Here is an 18,055-nt window from a genome sequence, read left to right on the forward strand (position 1 = left end):
GGTTCAGACCCCGGCGGTCGCGCCGGTCCGCTCCCGCGTGGTCGTGACGGTCGCGAACCCGCGGGCCGAGAGGATGCTCTCGGTGCGGCGCATGAGATCCTCCCCCGACACCGCGGCGAGCGCACCGTGCGCCGGGATGGCGGAGGTGGTCGTCGCATCCGTCACGAACTCGACCTCGAAGCCGAGGTCGGCGGCGATACGTGCGGTCGTCTCGCAGCACTGCTCCGTGCGGATGCCGCAGACGACGACGCGGCGGATGCCGGCACGCCGCAGTCGCTCCTCGAGGTCGGTCGAGCCGAACGCGTTGACGGTGGTCTTCGTCAGGGCGTCCTCGGAATCCCGAGGTTCGAGTTCCTCGATCACCCGCACGAACCCGTTGGCGGGATCGAACACGCCCCCGGTCCCCGGTTCGGAGTGGGTGACCCACACGACCGGGTCGCCGACTTCGCGGGCGTGCGCGACGAGGAGTGCGATGTTGTCGAGCACTGCCGGGTTCGCGGTCGCCGCCCAGTCGTCGGCGCGCTGGCGGAACGACTCCTGCGCATCGATGACCAGCAGGGCGGTGTCGGGAGAAGTCGTCATGGACTCATCGTGATCGCCGCCGAGGCGCCGGGCAAGATCCGATCCGGCCAACGACCGCACGGTTCCGGACAGCGTCAGAGCCAGCCCTTGCGCTTGAACACCGCGTACAGGGCGAAGCCCAGCACGACCATCATGCCGATGGCCATCGGATAGCCGAGCAGCCAGTGCAGCTCGGGCATGTGGTCGAAGTTCATGCCGTAGATCGTGCCGACCAGCGTCGGCGCGAAGAGGATCGCTGCCCAGCCCGAGATCTTCTTGACCTCGTCGTTCTGACGGATGCTGAGCTCCGTCATCCGCCGCATCTCCTCGTTCTGCCGACGGGCCACGATCGTCGACTCGACGGTGAGGGCGTTGTCGAGCACGGTGCGGAAGGTCGTCGCGCGGTCGCTCACCCGGAGCGTGTGATCGAGCACGTCGCGCAGGTAGCTGCGCAGCTCCTCCCCCACGAGGTACTTGTCCGAGCCGCGCAGCAGCGCCTCGAGCATCCCGGAGAGCGGCTGCGTCGCGCGCTGGAAATCGATGACCTCCCTGCCGAGCTCGTAGATGCGCTGCGTGGCATCCACGTCTGCCTCGAAGAGCTGGCTCTCGATCTCGTCGATGTCGTTCTCGAGTCCTGCGAGGACCGGCGCGTACTCGTCGACCACCTCGTCGAGGATGGCATACAGCACGGCTTCGGGACCATGGGCGAGCAGCGCCGGGTCGTTCTCCAGCCGGTGCCGCACGCGTCCGAGGTCCGGAGATTCGGCATGCCGGATCGTCACGACGAAATCAGGGCCGACCAGCACATGCACCTCGCCGAACTCGACCTCCTCGGCCTCGTCGAGGTAGCGAGCCGGGCGCAGCACCATGAACAGCACATCGCCGTACCGCTCCAGCTTGGCGCGCTGGTGTCCCGACAGCGCGTCCTCGACGACGAGGGCATGGATGCCGAATTCGTCAGCGACTTCGCGGATCTCTTCCTCGCTGGGCCGGTACAGCCCGATCCAGCTCATCCCGCCGCGTTCCCGCATGCGCTCGAACGTCTCGCTCAGGCTCTGCGGATTCTCGGTGCGCACACCGTCCACGTAGATCGCGTTGTCGATGATCGCCATCGTCGCCCTTCCCTTCCGCACCGAGGTCGGGCCGGTGATCACTCCGCAGGCGGCACGCAGGCGAGCGCGGACTTCGTGATCGCCTCGTGGTACTGCTCCGCCGTGAAGGGGAGCCCGAACTCCGGCGCGGTCTGACCGGACGCCGCGGGGGCCTTCGACGCGATCGCCGCGAGCTCCCACGACAGCTGCTGCGCGATCGCCACGCCGGCCGTCGAGTCGTTCAGCACCACGGCGACCGTGAACCCGGTCGTCGGATCGGAGTATGCGGCCGTGGCGTAACCGGGAACCGAGCCGTGCTGACCGACCATCGAGCCCACGAGGAACGCCCCACCCGCGGTCTGGAACCAGGAGGGGTCATGTGCGCCGGCCGGGAGCGGGCTGCCGAAGCGGGCCGGAGTGTCCTTGGTGCGCAGCACCTGCTTCGCCTCCGCCTGGACGTAGCGGCCGAGGTCGGTGATGTTCGAGACCACGCCGGAGTCGGTGTAGCCGGAGCTGGCCGACAGCGTGGTGATGTCGACCGGGGCGGCGCAGTTGTAGCCACCCTCGACGGCCGACATGTAGTGCCCGTTCATCGGGGTGTCGCCCGGGGCGGCCGGCGTCGAGCCGGGAAGCGAGGTGGCGGCGAGCTCGAGCGGCTCCGTGACGTACTCCGCGATCAGCTCGGATGCCGACATGCCCGTGGCCCGCTCCAGAGCGAGGCCGAGGAGGAGGTATCCCGCGTCGGAGTCGCGGAAGGTCGTCGCCGGTGCCACCCTCTCGCGGCCCAGCCCGTAGCCGGCGAGCTCCAACGGAGCCCATATCCGCTCCGGGGTGTTCAGCAGCGCACCCTTGATCGTCGGCTCGGACGATCCGGCCCCGCTCGTGCCGTTGCACAGGTCGAGGAGCGTGACGTCCTTCATGTCGGCGACGCCCGAGACGTACTTGGGCACCTTGGCGTCGAGTTTGACGGTCCCCTCGTCGGCGAGGGCGTAGAGCACATCGCACGTCATGAGGCGGGTCACGTCCGCGACGCGGAACGTCATGTCGGTGGACAGTTCACCGCCGTCGCGGTCCTGTGTGCCCGATGCGGTGACCCAGCTGCCGCTCCAGGGGACCCAGACGCCCACGATGGCCCCGGAGGCGCCGGACGCGGTCAGCGCGTTGTCGACCGCCGCCTGCATCGCGTCGACCGTCGCATCGGGCAGAGCGCCGTCGACCTGAGCCGGTGGTGTGTACGTGAAGGAGCCTTCGGAGGAGCATCCGGTGAGGACGAGAGCGAGCACGGCCGCACTGGCCGCTGCGGCGCGCCAACGGCGCGACGAGAGAAGCTGCATGTAGAACCCCCGAGGATGTGTCTCCCGAGTCTAGAACGCGGATCCTGAAAGACGGCCCCGCGCCGGGCGATCCCCCCGCGCGCGTAAGGTGAGAATCGTGCCCCACCTCTTCGACGCCGACGTGATCACCGCCGTTCTCCGCCACATGAACGGCGACCACACCGACGATAATCTGCTCATCGCCCGCGCCTTTGCCGAGACCGACGCCGAGATCAGCGAGTCCGTCATGACGGGCTTCGACGGCGATGGTGGAGTGTGGGAGATCACCGCCGGCGGCGCCGCGTCCGAGCTGCGCGTGCCGTGGCCCGGAGGACCGATCGCCGACCGCCCGTCTGTGCGTCGCGAGGTCGTGGCGCTCTACGACGAGGCCTGCGCCCGCCTCGGTGTCGAGCCTCGCCCGCACGCCTGATCGTCGCGGAGGCGGGTCTCCGGACGACTTCCGACAACTCCGGGCTTTCCTCTGAGGTAAGGCTCCCCTTACACTGAGGTCATGCCCGAGATCCTCTCCTTCTCCGCCGCCCTGCGCGAGCGCTCGTCCGGATCCCACTCCCGCAGCGAGACCGCCGGCTTCATGTCCGACCTCCTGAAGGGCGAGGGCTCCCGCGAGGACTACATCTCGCTCGTCGCTCAGCACTACTTCATCTACGAAGCACTCGAGAGCGCCGGCGACCGCATGCGCCAGGACCCGATCGCCTCGGTCTTCATCAGCGACAAGCTCACCCGCCTTCCCGCGCTCGAGGCCGACCTGGAGTTCCTCCTCGGGGCCGACTGGCGCGAGCAGATCGTGCCGCTGCCGACCACGCAGCGCTACGTCGACCGCATCCGTCAGGTCGGGGCGACCTGGGCCGGCGGCTTCGTGGCACATCACTACACGCGGTACCTCGGCGACCTCTCCGGCGGGATCTTCATCGGCCGCGTGATGGCCCGTCGCTTCGGCTTCGAGACCAACGGCATCGGCTTCTACCTGTTCGACGACATCGCCGACCCGTCGGCCTTCAAGGACGTGTACCGCGAGCAGCTGGATGCGGCACCGTGGGACGACGCCGAACGCGAGCGGGTGATCGACGAGGTGCTCCTCGCCTACCGCTTCAACACCGAGCTCTTCGAAGACCTCGACCGGGCGCGCGCCGCGGCCTGAGGCGCCGGCGTCAGCTCTTCGGCAGCTCCGGTGTCGACGCCGCGAGCCAGGCGTCGCGCATGAACCGGCGCACATCCTCGTCCACCCGGATGTCGCGGGGTCGCAGCGGGCGCGAGAGGTAGAGCCCCTCGAGCGAAGTCAGCCGGCTCAGCGCCACGTACGTCTGCCCCGGCGCGAACGCCCCGGAGCCGAGGTCGATGATCGCGCGCTCGTAGGTCTTGCCCTGCGACTTGTGGATCGTGACCGCCCAGGCCAGCCGCAGCGGGAACTGGGTGAACTCGGCCACCACGTCGCGCGACAGCTTCTTGGTGTTCTGGTCGTACGCGTAGCGGAACCGTTCCCACACGGCGGGCTCGACGTCGACCTCCTCGCCGTCGATGTCGACGCGCACCGCGCTGCCGATGATGCGCACCACTGTTCCGATGGTGCCGTTGACCCAGCGGGGCGGCTCTCCGGACATCGCCGTGTCGTTGCGCAGGAACATCACCTGCGCGCCGACCTTGAGCTTCAGCTCGCTCTCGGCCGGCAGCGACGCCTCGCCGCGTCCGAAGTCGCCGCTGACCTCGGCGCGCGCGGTCTGCTCCTTGCCGGGCAGCGCAGCAAGGTGCCTGCTGTTGATGCTGTTCACGATGTCGTTGCGCGTGGCGAGGGTGATCATCGGCACCTCGCCGGGCTCCGGCTCCGGCGGCGTCCGCGCCCCCTGCGTGTTCAGAACGCCGGCGATCTCGGCGGTGACCCGTCCGTAGCGCACGGCGTTGAGCATCGCCTTGAACCCGTCGTCGGACTGCCGGTGGATCTGCACCAGCTCCCGCACGTGCAGCTCGGCGCGGGTGTCGACCTCGAACAGGCCGCCCTGATCGGAGATCCCGGACCCGCCGGCCCACACCTTGGCGTCGAAGAACCAGAACGAGCGGTAGTGGTCCTGCACGTAGCGCGCCTCGTCACCACGAGGGGGGACGGGCGCCAGCTGGTACGGGTCGCCGAACATGACGACCTGCACGCCGCCGAACGGTTCGCCCCTGCGGCCTCTGGCCTGGCGCAGGGAGCGGTCGATCGCATCCATCAGGTCGGCGTTGACCATCGAGATCTCGTCGATCACGAGCGTCTCGATGGCGTTGAGGATGCGCCGCGTCGCATCGTTCTGATCGATGTCGGCATCACCGATCAGGCCGATCGGCAACCGGAAGAGCGAATGGATGGTCTGGCCCTCGACGTTGAGCGCCGCGACACCCGTCGGCGCGCAGATGGCGATCTGCTTCTTGGTGTTCCAGGCGAAGTGCTGTAGCAGCGTCGACTTGCCGGTGCCGGCACGCCCGGTGATGAAGACGTGCTCGCCGGTGTCCTCGATGAGCCGGAACAGCTCTTGCTGCTCCTCGGACAGGGCGGGAAGGGACACGGCACTCACAGGGGAAGCAGACGGAAACGGGGCGCCACCCATGCTACGTCCCGGCATCCGCCCGGGGCCGCCGACGCTCGGCGTCCCCCCAGGACGCCCTCCTAGACTGACGCCATGGGACGGGCCGGCACGCGCGCGCCCCGGCGATCGCGCCTGGGCGTCGATCTGGCGATGCTGGCCGTCGTCGGGCTCATGCTGGTCGCCGCACTCGGTGCCGGCGGAGCGACGCTGTACCAGCAGTTCTACGGTCCGTCCGCCTTCGTGGTCCGCTATCTCGACCTGCTCTCCGCCGGTCGGGCCGCCGATGCGCTCCGCATTCCCGGCGTCGCGATCGACCGCGAGACCCTCGAGAAGGCGGGCATCGACCCGACAGCCTCGGAGGCGATGCTCCGACGCTCGGCACTCGCACCGCTGACCGATGTGAAGGTCGAGTCGGAGAAGCCCGCAGAGGGCGGCACCGCGGTCACCGTGAGCTACCAGGCGAGCGGCCACTCCGGCACGAGCACGTTCCTGATCGAGCAGGACGGCTGGGCGGGCGTGACCCCCAACTGGCGCTTCACCACCAGCCCACTCGCCGTGATCGACCTCACCGTGCGGGGCGCCGACCAGTTCGCCGTGAACGGCTTCGAGGTCGACCGTCGCCAGGTGTCGGCCCTCGGGCCCGAGGCGGGCGCGCTCGATCCCCTGCCGCTTCTGGTGTTCACCCCCGGGCTCTACTCGGTCACGGTCGACACCCCGATCGCGACCGCATCCGGACACGGCGTGCTGGCCGACACGCCCCTGGCCGTCACGCCGCTCGACGTGCAGACCGAACCGACCGAGGAGTTCGTCAAGGTCGTGCAGCAGCAGGTCGAGCAGTTCCTCACCGAGTGCACGACGCAGGAGGTGCTGCAGCCGACCGCCTGCCCGTTCGGACTGCGGGTCACGAACCGGATCACCGCCCCGCCGAAGTGGTCCATCACGAGCCAGCCTCAGGTCACGGTGATCCCCGACGAGGGCCACTGGCAGATCCCGACCACCGAGGCCGTGGCGCACATCGACGTCGAGATCCAGTCGCTGTTCGACGGGTCGATCGCACCGCTCTCCGAAGACGTGCCGTTCCAGCTCAACGGCACGATCGTGATCCTGCCGAACGGCTCGGCATCGATCAGGGTCGGCGCACCGGGCGACGTCCCAGTCGACTGAGGTCCCGGTCGACCGGGTCCCTCTCGACTGAGTCCCTGTCTACTGAGTACGCGCGCGACGGGTCTCAGCGGCCTTCGCGCTCCTCGCGGCGCTGATCACGCTCGGCGAGGGCGGCGAGCTTGGCGTTGTACTCCTCGAGCTCCGCGTCACCCGTGCGATCCGCGTGCCGGTCCGCCCGACGCTGCAGCTTGGTGTCGCTGCGGCTCCACTGGATGGCGACCGTGATCGCGAGGATCAGCGTCGGGATCTCCCCGATCGACCACGCGATGCCGCCGCCGACGTACTGGTCCTGCAGCGGGTCCACACCCCAGTCGCGACCCATCGCCCCGAACCAGTCGGCGACCATCAGCCCCTCCTGCATCATGATCGCGATGCCGAAGAACGCGTGCATCGCCATGACGGCGATCAGCGTGATCAGGCGCCCGGGATACGGCAGACGGTACGGAACCGGGTCCGCGCCGATGAGGCTCATGACGAACAGGTAGCCCGAGATCAGGAAGTGGATGACCATCCACTCGTGCCCGAGATGCTCGAACATCGACCAGCGCACGAGATCGGTGAAGTAGAAGGCCCACAGCGACAGGATGAAGATCGCCGCCGCGACGAACGGATGCGTGACCACGCGGGCGAACGGCGAGTGCACGGCCCACATGATCCACTCGCGGCCGCCACGGGTGCCGTCGTCGCGCTTGTGGATGGCACGCAGCGCGAGGGTGATCGGGGCCCCGGAGACGAGCAACAGCGGGATCGCCATCGACAGCATCATGTGGCCCATCATGTGGATGCTGAACAGGTACTCCTGGTACGCGTTGATCGGCCCGCCGGTGACCCAGACGAGCAGCAGCGCCCCCAGCACCCAGAAGACCGTGCGATGGATCGGCCAGCGGTCACCACGCCGATGCAGGCGCCACACGCCAGCCAGGTAGAAGAACAGTCCGAGGCCCGCGGCGATGAGCCAGAGCACGTCGATGTCCCATGCCGTGAACCAGCGCTCGAGGGTGAGCTCCGGCGGCAGCGTCGCTCCGGTCAGGATCTGGGCGGGCGTCTGCAGGAAGGCGGCGGTCTCGCCGGTGGGAGGGGGCGTGCGGGCCAGCGCGGCCGCGGCGCCGGAGGCGAGGCCCATCAGCGCGACCTCGCACAGCACGAGCAGCCAGAACCAGCCGGCGGCACGGGCTCCGGCGAGCTTCGGGATGAGGCGCGCGCGGTACCAGGCGCCGAGCAGGCCCATGCCGCCCAGCAGCGCGACCTTGGCGAGCACGATCCAGCCGTAGGGCGTGGTCCACAGCGCGTTCCAGTCGCCGACGGCGACGATCGATCGCGTGACCCCCGACACGGCGACCACGGCGAAGGCGGCGATCGCGAGCGACGAATAGCGCCCGACGAGCCTCGCGGTGTCGACGTCGGCACGTCCGCGCAGCAGGATCAGCAGCAGAAGTCCGCCGAGCCAGACGGCGGCGCCGATCGTGTGCAGCAGGATCGAGTTGACCGCCATGTTGTGCCCGGCGAGATCGCCCGCGTGACCCTGCGTCGCGAGTGGGAGGAAGGATGCCGCGGCCAGCAGCGCCGTGATGAGCGTGGGCGTCCATGAACGCCAGGCGAACGCGAGCACCGTGATGATCGCACCGAAGAGCGTCGTGATGAGCCAGGACTGGCCGAGCGGCAGTTCCAGCAGGAAGCGGCCCAGCTGCGTACCGAACTCGCGCTCGATGCTGAGCTTCGGGTTGAAGGCGGCCATGAAGGCGAGGAACCCGGCGACGCCCGCCGAGATCGTGAACACGGCGGCGCCGACCGAGGCGATGTTCAGCGCGGCGTCGAACGAGCGGTCCCCCGCGCGCAACCCGAACAGGGCCAGTACCAGGGAGCCGAGCATCACCGCACCGGACATGTTCATCACGAGCTTGGCGATCGGCGTGCCCCAGAGCACGAAGGGACCAGGGTCCTGCAGGAGCGGGGGCTTAGCGCCGCCGCCGACGAGGAGCGCGAGCGTCAGGGCGACCAGTGCCGCGACGAGGAGGATGACGATCCCGGCGATGCGATACGCCGAGATCCGACTCGTCGACTCGCTGCGGGAACTCACCCCTCCAGCCTAGGCGCGCCCGGAGGGAGGAAAGCACGAAGGCCGCCCCCGTCGGAACGGGAGCGGCCTTCGATGAGGTGCGGTCGATTACTTGACGGCAGCCTTGAGCTTGGAGCCAGCGGTCACCTTGACGCGCTTGCCGGCCGGGATCTTGATCTCGGCGCCGGTCTGCGGGTTGCGGCCCGTGCGAGCAGCGGTGTCGACCTGCTCGAAGGAGATCCAGCCCGGGATGGAGACCTTGCTGCCCTTGGCAACAGCGTCGGAGACCGTGGCGAACAGCGAGTCGAGGACACCGGAGACGGTGGCCTGGCTCTGGCCCGTGGCGCTTGCGATGCTCGCGACGAGCTCGGTCTTGGTGATGGACTTGTCAGCCATGTCATCCTCCAGCGACGAGATCCCGTCGCATCGTTGTGGGTATCGGAGCGGATGCTCCTGGTCTAGTGACCGCCTCGAATGTATCAACCACCACCCGCATTTCCGCGTCATTTCGCGGGTTTTGGGCAATTACTGGGCGTGTCGCACCACTTTGGCCACTCCAGTCACAGATTCGAGGGTCGTCAACGAGCGCGGTGCGCGTCGATCACGGCCCGGGCGGTGCGCTCGAACGCCGGGCTGACGCGGCCTTCGCCGTCGAGATATCCGCCGACGAGCGCGGCATCGCGCAGCAGCACGAGGGAGGCTGCGACCTCCTCGGGACGCTCGAGATCGGCCGCCTCGGCGACCTGCTGCAGCGTGGAGCGGAACCACTCCCGGTGCTCGTCGATGAGCTGCCGCACGGCCCCACCGGCATCCGGATACTCCGCGGCCGCGTTGATGAAGGGGCAGCCCCGCGTATGGTGTTCGCGGATGTCGGCCGCGATGCCCTGGACGACCGCATCCAGCAGCGCGTCAGGATCGGAGACGGTCGCTCCCGCCTCCGTGAACATCGCGCGGAGCATCTCGTCCTCGTGGCCGAGATAGGCGAGCACGAGGTTCTCCTTGCCGCCGAACTGCTTGTAGAGGGTGGCGCGGGTGACCCCGGCCTCCTCGATCACACGGTCGACGCCGACCGCGTGGATGCCCTGTTCGTAGAAGAGGCGGGTGGCGGCATCGATCAGCCGTGCGCGGGCGGGGCTGGGGCGCTTCGTCGTGGTGTCCATGATCTTCCTCTCATCGTGTCATCCGAACCCCGGCATCCGAATCCGTTTTCCCGGTTTGGGGAATAGGTTGTGGTAGATAGAACGTTCGGTCGACTATCAGAGTAACGCACTTCCGATCAGCGGGAGCCGAACAGAGAGAAGAAGATCATGAACACCACCGACAAGACCCCCATCGTCCTCATCCACGGGCTGTGGATGACCCCGACCAGCTGGACCACCTGGGCCGAGCGCTTCCGCGCGCAGGGCCACGAGGTCATCGTCCCGGGATGGCCCGGCATCGACGACCGCTCGGTCGAGGACATCCGCCGCGACCCGTCCGCCCTGAAGGGCATCGGACTGAAGCAGATCGTCGACCACTACGAGCGCATCATCCGCTCGCTGCCCGTGAAGCCGATCGTCATGGGCCACTCCTTCGGCGGGGTCATCACGCAGATGCTGGCCGACCGCGGCGTCGGCGCGGCATACGTGGGCGTCGCCCCGGGACAGACCGCCGGCATCACCACCCTGCCGTTGTCGACGCTCTGGACCGGTACCCCGATCCTCGCGAACCCCTTCGGCCGCAACGGCGCCAAGCCGCTGTCGAAGCGCCACTTCCACTTCACGTTCGGCAACGACCTGAGCCGCGCCGAGTCCGACCGCCTCTGGGAGGAATCGGCCGTGAACTCCTACAACCGGGTCTTCTTCGAGGGCGTCGCGTCCGCGTTCAACGAGAAGGGCGGCGTCACGCACGTCGACTACGCGCGCACCGACCGGGCCCCGCTGTATGTGATCACGGGTGAGATCGACCACGTCGTGCCGCCGGCGATCGGTCGTGCGATCGTGCAGAAGTACCGCTCCACCGGCAGCCCCGCCGTCGTCGAGTACAAGGAGTACCCCGGGCGCACCCACCGCCTGGTCAGCCAGGACGGCTGGGAAGAGATCGCCGATGAGGCCCTCACCTGGGCCGTCGCGCACACCACCGCCGCCGTCGCGTGACGCCGGCTTGCGCCGGGCAGGCTCGAAGACACGGAATGGAGGAGATCTCGCGGCATGAAGGAGTGGGTACGGCATCCGCTCCTTCATTCCGCGAGATCTCCTTCGCGTTGCGCGGGTGGTACGCCGTCATGCAACGTGCGCTCCTTGCGCAACGGCCTCCATGATCACCGACTGCACCTCGGGCCAGCGCTCCATCACCTGCTCGTAGCTGAAACGCAGCACCCGGTAACCCCGGATCAGCAGCTGCGCGTCATGCGCGATGTCCCTGGTCCGTTGCACCCCTGTGTGGGTCGCGCCGTCGAGCTGGATCACCAGCCGGTCACCGATGAGGAGATCGACCCGGCGATCCACGACCCACGCCTGCGGCAGCATCCGCAGCCCCATCCACCGGAGCCGATGGATGACGATGGTCTCCAGCCCGGAGTCCGCGAAGGGGCGCGCCCTCGCGAGAAGCGTTCGGGCGGGCGGCGGAAGCTCGAGGCCTCGGAGTCTCGCGTCATCTATGAGCCCCTTGTTCATCGCCGACTCCCAGATGACGAGGGCGGTCTCGAACGGCTGGCACTGCGCGATCAGAGCGAGGGCGTTCACGAGTTCGTCGACCGCGGCGTCCGGAGGACGCAGGACCACAGGCTTCGACCAGTGCACGACGACCTGCGACGGCACCCGAATGCGCGCAGAGTTCGGGCGGGCGGCGACGTGGAGCGCCGACTTCGCGGGAACCCAGAGCCCGTACCGCTCCGCCGCCGTCACGCAGCTCAGCACGACTCCGCGGGACACCGCTCCGACCGTCTGCGGATCGGCGTCGGGCAGCGCCACCCACCCCTGGCGCACGGTCGTGATCTCGCACTGCTCCTTCGACCGCCGCAGCGCGTACTCGCTCACACCGGCTTCTCGAAGCGTGCGCACTCGTGCGACTCCTCCACGACGGCTCAGCTCATCCACGGGATCCATCGAACGATCGTGCCCGCCCGCCTGGCGCAGGGGTGACCACCATCCCTGCAAGCGGGCACTGTTCTTCAGCGAGCGGTTACTGTGCAGGACAGCTCCGTGCGGAGCATCCGCTCCCGCGAACGCGTCCGCTCTCCCGCCGGGCACGTCTGATCTCACGATCTGAAGGAGAAAACACGGAGCGAAGGAGTGGATGCCGTCAGCAGGCCTTCAGAGCGTGAGAACTCCTTCAGAGCACCTGCGCGGCCCGCGCCCGCGCACCGAATAAAGGAGAAGACGCGGAATGAAGGAGTGGATGCTGCCTCGCGTCCTTCAAAGCGCGAGAAGTCCTTCACAACGCGAGGGCGCCCCACGCGAGGGCACCACAACGCAGGGGGCACCACAACGCAGGGGCACCACAACGCAAGACGAAGCGCAGGGGACGCAGAAGGGGCGAGGATCCGAAGATCCTCGCCCCTTGTCAGCTGAGACTTACCAGCTCGACTTGGTGACACCGGGCAGCTCGCCACGGTGTGCCATGTCACGGAAGCGGACACGCGAGATGCCGAACTTCGTGAGGACACCGCGGGGGCGGCCGTCGATGACGTCGCGCGAACGCACGCGAGCCGGCGACGCGTTGCGCGGCAGCTTCTGCAGGCCGACGCGTGCGGCCTCGCGGGCCTCGTCGGTGGCGTTCGGGTCGACCAGGGTCTTCTTCAGCTCGGCGCGACGCTCGGCGTAACGCTCGACGATGACCTTGCGCTGCTCGTTGCGAGCGATCTTGCTCTTCTTAGCCATTGATCAACGCTCCTCTCGGAATTCGACGTGCTGACGGATGACCGGGTCGTACTTCTTGAGCACGAGGCGGTCGGGGGTGTTGCGGCGGTTCTTCTTCGTCACGTACGTGTAACCCGTACCTGCCGTCGAACGCAGCTTGATGATCGGACGAACGTCCTGAGCCTTCTTGGCCATTAGAGCTTCACACCCTTCGCCTGGAGGTCCTTGACCACGTTCTCGATGCCGCGGACGTCGATCACCTTGATGCCCTTGGCGGACACGTTGAGCGTGATCTTACGACCGAGCGACGGAACGAAATACGTCTTCTTCTGCACGTTCGGGTCGAAGCGGCGCTTCGTCCGGCGGTGCGAGTGCGAGACATTGTGTCCGAAGCCGGGAACAGCTCCGGTCACCTGGCACACTGCTGCCATGATGTGACTCCTTCTATACCGTGAGACCGGACGGCCTCACCCAAGATCCCTTGTCTGCACGCAACCTCGACCCGCCGATCTCTCGGCCGCAGAAGGGGAAGCACGCGAACTGCGCACAGGAGTGTGCGCAGACAAAGAGTCAGTTTAGCACGGGCGGAGTGCCGTCGAGCGCCGCGGCCTCGGCCGCGCCCCGCCCCCAGCGGAAGGGCGACACGGTGGGGTCGCCATCGATCCAGAAGCGCCAGGGGAACGCGTGCGTGCCGGCGACTCCGGCGACACCGACGCGCGGGCCGCGCACCACGTCGTCTCGCTGATCACCCAACCACAGCTCGGCGCGGGCACCGTGCCGCTCCTCCCCCGTGACGGCGTCGATCCCGTCGTGCAGCGGATGCCGCAACCCGACGGCCTGACCGAGGCGTCCCGGCCCGCGGGCGAGGTCGCGAAGGGCGATGCGACCGAGAGGCAGCACCGCGCCGCGCCGCCGAGCCGCGGCATCCGCTCCGGCCACGATCTCGCCCGCGCGCAGCAGCACGCCGTCGCCCTGTCCCTCGGGCCCGCACACGACGTTGACGCAGGAGTGGATGCCGTGACTCAGGTACACGTACAGGTGCCCCGGCTCGCCCCACATCGTGGCGTTGCGGGCGGTCGGCCCCATCCGCGCATGTGATCCGGGATCCGCGATTTCGCCGGTGCCCCGCCCGTGGTACGCCTCGACCTCGGTGATACGCAGCCGCACCTCGACCGGGTCTGTGGCTTCGGGCCCGACGACGAACGTGCGCAGTTCCGCGCCGAGCAGTCGCGGCGCGACGTCGACGGCAGAGCCGCCCAGATCGGCGCGAACGGCACGGCGCAGGGCATCGCGCGTCGACATGTCAGAACCGCGGTGCCGTCTGGCACCAGGAGACGTCGAAACCGGTGAGGGCCACCATCTCCTTGCCCGACTCCATGTCGATCAGGTGCGTCTCGACGTTCTCGGGCAGCGGGAGCCGCATCCCGTCGTACGGGTTGTTCGCCAGGTCGGGGGCGATGGCCACCGCCGCGTACTGGCCGCTCGGAGATGCGCACGCCTGCAGGATCGAATCCGCCGAGCTCACCTCGACCAGAGGGGTGGCCTTCCCGTCATCGTCGACACGGATCACGGCCTGTCCGATCGGCAGCCCCGCCTCGTCGCGCGAGACCACATGCCGGAGCGTGCCACCGGGGAACGGGGTGATCGAGGTGGCCGTGCCGTAGTCGGGATCGGATGCCGCGAGCGGCTCCTCGGATCCGTCGGCGAGGTCGAGCTCGACCGCTGTGCCGTCGATCCGCTCGACGATCGCCGTGTACGTGCCACGGGAGATGCCCTGGATGGTCGCCGCGAGTCCGAGGGACTGCACCCCCGCGTCGGTCGAGCGGTCGACGAGGGAGAGCGCACCGTCGAAGTCGATGAACAGCACGGCGGCGCTGTCGGGCACGAACTGCCAGACGAAAACGCTCGCCTCCTTGCCCGCGACCTCGATGATCTGAGGGTCGTCCTTGCCGTTCAGCGACTGGGTGACCAGCACGCTCGCCCGACCTTCGTCGTCGCTCAGCTTGCGGTCGGAGTAGCTGTAGCCGACGAGGCCGCCGCGCTCGGAGACCTGGATCGCGCCCACGTCGCCCTCACCGGGAAGCTTCAGCTCACGCTGATTCTTCCCATCACGATCCATCACGAGCAGCCGGGACCCTTCGCCCTCCTCGACCGCGACGACGAGCTGGTTCGAGGTCGCCCGGAAGTCGTTGATCTTGTCGTGCTCGTAGACCGCCACCCCATCGCCCTTGAGGTCGGTGAGGAAGATCTTGTCCTTGCCGTCGACATCGCGGCGCAGGATGAAGATGTGGGATGCCGGGGTTTCGAAGCTCGTCGTCAGGGTCGTCGAGGGACCCCCACCGGCACCGGTGACATCGGCGACACGCACGGTGTACTTCGTGGAGTCGTCGAGCGGAACGGTGAAGCGCACACCGACGCCCCGGCCGGAGGCATCGACGGTGAACGGCACGGCCGGCTCGACGGTGACCTGCTCTGGATCGATGTCCGAGAGCGCCTGGTTCGCCGTGAGGATGACCCGGCTCCCGGACGATTCGATCGCCTGCGCGGTGTCGACCTGCACCTCGCTGATCCGTGGCCCCTGCAGGAGGCTCACGATCCCGAACGCGGTGCCGACGAGCACCAGGATGCCGAGGACCGCGCCGATCGTGAGGAGGAAGCGGCGCGACGTCGCGGGGGTGCGGGCAGGTTCGCGTGCGGACGGCTCGCGGGAATCGGCCGGATCGAACGCCGCATCGCGCGGCTCAGCCTCGGCCTCGGCTTCGGCCTCGGCTTCGGCCTCGGTGTCGGCGGCATCGGAAGCGTCAGGGGACGCGACGAAAGGGGCCGCACCCACGACGACGGGCTCCGTGGGGAGAGGAACGGACGGAATCGCCGTCGCCTCGGCATCTTCCCGCGCAGCAGCCTCGAAGGCGGCCATCTTGCGGGCGGCGGCTTCCTGCTCCGCGACCTCGCGATCGCCCGCCTCACGGACGGCGGCTTCGCGGGCAGCGGCCTCACGGGCGGCGGCCTCACGAGCAGCAGTCCCGCCCGCATCGGCACGCGGCTCCTCGGCGCTCGGCTCGGGCTCATGGTGCGTCGCGAGCGCGCGCTCGATCCGCTCGGCCTCGGCCGCCTCGGCTGCCTCTCTGGCCGCGCGCATCTCCGCACGAGTCTGCGGAACGGCGGGCACCTCGGGGCGATCGTCGTCAGTACTCATACGGATCCCCCGGCTCGTCGATCGCGACGACATCGGTCGGCTCGACACGGAGCTTTCCGTCGGCATCCGCGCGCACGGTCCCGGTGATCTCGACCCACTGTCCGGTCGCGTAGTCATCCGGATCGACGTCGACCGGGAGTGCCGCGGTCTGCGCGTCGATCACGCAGTGCGTGATGACCAGTCGGGTGAGGTTCACGCCGTCATCGCCCGAGGAATCGGGTGTCACGAAGCCCGTGAGGGTCACCGGTGCGCCGTCATAGGCGGCGGTGTTCGTGGCCGCGGCGAAGACGCTCGCCCAGTCCCCCACGCCGAACGTGGAGGTGTCGGCGACGCCGAGCGCGACAGTGTCCGACCCCGCGAACAGCGCGCTCTGCTCCCCCGCGCGCGACATCGCCAGCTCGACCGACAGCGAGGCCGGCGGCAGCACGAGTGCGGCCGCGACGACGCCCGTGGCGATCACTCCGCCCGCGACGGCACCGACACCCGCAAGAGAACGTCGAGGCGACGCGGGGTGCGAGCCGTGATCGGCATCATCCGAGCCCTCCGCGACCACCGGAGCGGGCCCGTGATCGTGCCCGTGATCGCCCTCCTCGCCGAGCGGGAGCGTGCACGACCAGATCGCGCCGGCCAGTGTCACGACCGCGGCGGTGCACGCGAACCACACCGACTCGGGGCTGATGTAGAGGTTGAGACGCCCGGTGAGGCCGAGGCCGAGCGTGACCACCGAGATCACGGCGGCGAGCCCCACACCCAGCCAGCGGGTGCCGAGCGCGCGGGCGCGGATGGCGGTCTGCTCAGACAAGGACGTTCACCCCGATCCCGATGGCGAAGGCCGAGGCGAGCACGATGCCCACGATGCCCACGAGGGTGCGCGTCGTGAACGTGGTGCGCATGAGCGCGAGCATCTTGACGTCGACGAGCGGGCCCACCAGGAGGAAGGCGACGATGGCACCGGACGAGAACGTCGACGCGAACGACAGCGCGAAGAAGGCGTCGACGTTCGAGCAGATGGCGACGGTCATCGCGAGGATCATCATCGCGACGATCGACAGCACCGGGTTCGACCCGATCGCCAGCAGCCATTCCCGCGGGATGAGCACCTGCACGGCTCCGGCGAGCGCCGAGCCGATCACCAGCGCGGGCATCACGGCGCGCAGCTCGACGAGGAACTGCGTCAGGCTGCGGCGCACCGGCGTGCCCGGTTCGTGCGTCACGCGGTCGCACGTGTCGACGAAGCGCTGCGTGAGCATGCCGTCCGGGTCGGGGTGGCGGCTGTAGATCCAGCCGATCAGGTTCGCGATCAGGTAGCCGCCGACGAGGCGGGCGACCAGGATGCCGCCGTCCCAGCCGAACGCCGCGTGCGTGGTGAGGATCACGATCGGGTTCACGATCGGCGCCGCGATGAGGAAGGTCATCGCCTCGGCCGGAGCGAGCCCGCGCATCATCAGCCCGCGCGCGAAGGGCACGTTGCCGCACTCGCAGACCGGGATCAGCATGCCGAGCAGCGACAGCACGGCACGACGGGCCCAGGCGCGCCGAGGCAGCCAGCGGTGGATGACGTCGGGCGGCAGCCACACCTGCACCACGATCGACAGCAGCACGCCGAGGATCACGAACGGCAGCGCCTCGATGAGCACGCTCAGCGCGAGGGTGAGGCCGTCCTGCGCGCGGGTGGGGAGGGCTGCGGGGAAGAGCGTGGGCACGAAGGCGTCGATCAGGAACAGCGCCGCGATGATGACGACGCCGAGACCGACTCCGATCCAGGCCGAGCGCGCGGACGGCGCCGGGCGATGCGTGTGACCGTGACGGGTCGCCGTACCTGCCGAGGGGCTCACGGGTTCGCAGCCCTTTCGGCGTCTCGCTTGTTCGTGCACGGCGTGCACAGCCCGAAGATGTCGACCACGTGTGCGGCATCCGTGAATCCGTGCAGTGCCGCGGTGCGGTGCGCCCACTGCTCGACGTCCTTGGCCTCGATCTCGACCGTCAGGCCGCAGGACCGGCAGATGAGGTGGTGGTGGTGACCCTGCGTCGTGCAGGCGCGGTACAGCGCCTCACCCTCGGGGCTCTGCAACGAATCGGCGTCACCGGAAGCGGCGAGGCCGGCGAGCGCGCGGTACACGGTGGCGAGGCCGATGCCGGTGTTGTCGTCACGCAGCGAGGCGTGGAGATTCTGCGCACTCACGAAACCGCGCGCGTCGGCGAGTGCTTCGCGCACGCGTTCGCGCTGCCAGGTGTTCCGCTGAGCCATGAGACGAGTCT

Annotated in this window: 20 protein-coding genes; 4 read left to right on the plus strand and 16 right to left on the minus strand. The window is 68.8% G+C overall.

Annotated elements, in window-relative coordinates:
* Positions 1-3: 3 nt before the first annotated feature.
* From ACCO44_RS17920 to ACCO44_RS17930, 3 genes are all read right to left on the minus strand, one after another.
* Entirely contained in the window at positions 4-582 is a 579-nt protein-coding gene (locus ACCO44_RS17920) for an isochorismatase family protein (protein WP_372467645.1), read from the minus strand.
* Positions 583-656: 74 nt separating this feature from the next.
* Positions 657-1,673, minus strand: a complete 1,017-nt coding sequence (gene corA / locus ACCO44_RS17925) for a magnesium/cobalt transporter CorA (RefSeq protein ID WP_372467646.1) — start codon at positions 1,671-1,673, stop codon at positions 657-659.
* Positions 1,674-1,711: 38 nt separating this feature from the next.
* Entirely contained in the window at positions 1,712-2,986 is a 1,275-nt protein-coding gene (locus tag ACCO44_RS17930) for a serine hydrolase domain-containing protein (RefSeq protein WP_372467647.1), read from the minus strand.
* 97 nt (positions 2,987-3,083) lie between these two features.
* On the opposite strand from ACCO44_RS17930, the gene ACCO44_RS17935 reads away from it, so the two are divergent.
* Positions 3,084-3,395 carry a DUF2470 domain-containing protein gene (locus tag ACCO44_RS17935; protein ID WP_372467648.1) on the plus strand — a complete coding sequence of 104 codons (312 nt, stop codon included), beginning with the start codon at positions 3,084-3,086 and terminating at the stop codon, positions 3,393-3,395.
* 81 nt (positions 3,396-3,476) lie between these two features.
* Positions 3,477-4,124 (plus strand): heme oxygenase (biliverdin-producing), encoded by a 648-nt coding sequence (locus tag ACCO44_RS17940; RefSeq protein ID WP_029264391.1) that lies wholly within the window; start codon positions 3,477-3,479, stop codon positions 4,122-4,124.
* 10 nt (positions 4,125-4,134) lie between these two features.
* Here ACCO44_RS17940 and ACCO44_RS17945 read toward each other — a convergent pair whose 3' ends face one another.
* The gene (locus ACCO44_RS17945; RefSeq protein ID WP_372469429.1) at positions 4,135-5,520 is read right to left on the minus strand and encodes an ATP-dependent RecD-like DNA helicase; all 1,386 of its coding nucleotides are present in this window, start codon (positions 5,518-5,520) and stop codon (positions 4,135-4,137) included.
* 114 nt (positions 5,521-5,634) lie between these two features.
* Here ACCO44_RS17945 and ACCO44_RS17950 point away from each other — a divergent pair, with 114 nt between their 5' ends.
* Positions 5,635-6,705: a hypothetical protein gene (locus tag ACCO44_RS17950; protein WP_372467649.1), complete on the plus strand. Its 1,071-nt coding sequence runs from the start codon at positions 5,635-5,637 to the stop codon at positions 6,703-6,705.
* A 64-nt stretch (positions 6,706-6,769) separates the two neighbouring features.
* Here ACCO44_RS17950 and ACCO44_RS17955 read toward each other — a convergent pair whose 3' ends face one another.
* The 3 genes from ACCO44_RS17955 to ACCO44_RS17965 all read right to left on the minus strand — a co-directional run bounded on the left by ACCO44_RS17955 (position 6,770) and on the right by ACCO44_RS17965 (position 9,921).
* The gene (locus tag ACCO44_RS17955; protein WP_372467650.1) at positions 6,770-8,782 is read right to left on the minus strand and encodes a cytochrome c oxidase assembly protein; all 2,013 of its coding nucleotides are present in this window, start codon (positions 8,780-8,782) and stop codon (positions 6,770-6,772) included.
* Between the two features lie 87 nt (positions 8,783-8,869).
* Positions 8,870-9,157: an HU family DNA-binding protein gene (locus ACCO44_RS17960; RefSeq protein WP_017203554.1), complete on the minus strand. Its 288-nt coding sequence runs from the start codon at positions 9,155-9,157 to the stop codon at positions 8,870-8,872.
* Positions 9,158-9,339: 182 nt separating this feature from the next.
* The gene (locus ACCO44_RS17965; protein WP_029264387.1) at positions 9,340-9,921 is read right to left on the minus strand and encodes a TetR/AcrR family transcriptional regulator; all 582 of its coding nucleotides are present in this window, start codon (positions 9,919-9,921) and stop codon (positions 9,340-9,342) included.
* Between the two features lie 147 nt (positions 9,922-10,068).
* On the opposite strand from ACCO44_RS17965, the gene ACCO44_RS17970 reads away from it, so the two are divergent.
* Positions 10,069-10,896: an alpha/beta hydrolase gene (locus ACCO44_RS17970; protein ID WP_029264386.1), complete on the plus strand. Its 828-nt coding sequence runs from the start codon at positions 10,069-10,071 to the stop codon at positions 10,894-10,896.
* Between the two features lie 126 nt (positions 10,897-11,022).
* Here the strand turns inward: ACCO44_RS17970 and ACCO44_RS17975 are convergent, their stop codons facing one another.
* From ACCO44_RS17975 to ACCO44_RS18015, 9 genes are all read right to left on the minus strand, one after another.
* Positions 11,023-11,847, minus strand: a complete 825-nt coding sequence (locus tag ACCO44_RS17975; protein WP_372467651.1) for an endonuclease domain-containing protein — start codon at positions 11,845-11,847, stop codon at positions 11,023-11,025.
* A 468-nt stretch (positions 11,848-12,315) separates the two neighbouring features.
* Positions 12,316-12,621 (minus strand): 30S ribosomal protein S14, encoded by a 306-nt coding sequence (gene rpsN / locus ACCO44_RS17980; protein WP_017829734.1) that lies wholly within the window; start codon positions 12,619-12,621, stop codon positions 12,316-12,318.
* 3 nt (positions 12,622-12,624) lie between these two features.
* On the minus strand, positions 12,625-12,795 hold the full coding sequence (rpmG, locus tag ACCO44_RS17985; RefSeq protein WP_017203558.1) for a 50S ribosomal protein L33: 171 nt from the start codon (positions 12,793-12,795) through the stop codon (positions 12,625-12,627).
* Positions 12,795-13,031, minus strand: coding sequence for a 50S ribosomal protein L28 (gene rpmB / locus ACCO44_RS17990; RefSeq protein WP_017203559.1), 237 nt, complete (start codon positions 13,029-13,031; stop codon positions 12,795-12,797). Before rpmB ends, rpmG begins: the two co-directional genes overlap by 1 nt.
* Before the next feature lie 139 nt (positions 13,032-13,170).
* Positions 13,171-13,902 (minus strand): DNA-3-methyladenine glycosylase, encoded by a 732-nt coding sequence (locus tag ACCO44_RS17995; RefSeq protein WP_372467652.1) that lies wholly within the window; start codon positions 13,900-13,902, stop codon positions 13,171-13,173.
* A 1-nt stretch (position 13,903) separates the two neighbouring features.
* Positions 13,904-15,796, minus strand: a complete 1,893-nt coding sequence (locus ACCO44_RS18000) for a hypothetical protein (protein WP_372467653.1) — start codon at positions 15,794-15,796, stop codon at positions 13,904-13,906.
* A complete protein-coding gene (locus tag ACCO44_RS18005; RefSeq protein ID WP_372467654.1) occupies positions 15,786-16,598 on the minus strand; it encodes a TIGR03943 family protein in 813 nt (270 codons plus the stop codon). Before ACCO44_RS18005 ends, ACCO44_RS18000 begins: the two co-directional genes overlap by 11 nt.
* Complete coding sequence (locus ACCO44_RS18010; RefSeq protein ID WP_105711704.1) at positions 16,591-17,631, minus strand: permease; 1,041 nt, start codon at positions 17,629-17,631, stop codon at positions 16,591-16,593. Before ACCO44_RS18010 ends, ACCO44_RS18005 begins: the two co-directional genes overlap by 8 nt.
* Positions 17,628-18,044 (minus strand): Fur family transcriptional regulator, encoded by a 417-nt coding sequence (locus tag ACCO44_RS18015; protein ID WP_372467655.1) that lies wholly within the window; start codon positions 18,042-18,044, stop codon positions 17,628-17,630. The genes ACCO44_RS18010 and ACCO44_RS18015 overlap by 4 nt, the downstream gene beginning before the upstream one ends.
* Positions 18,045-18,055 lie beyond the last annotated feature (11 nt).

This window comes from Microbacterium maritypicum, from assembly GCF_041529975.1.
Taxonomy (GTDB): domain Bacteria; phylum Actinomycetota; class Actinomycetes; order Actinomycetales; family Microbacteriaceae; genus Microbacterium.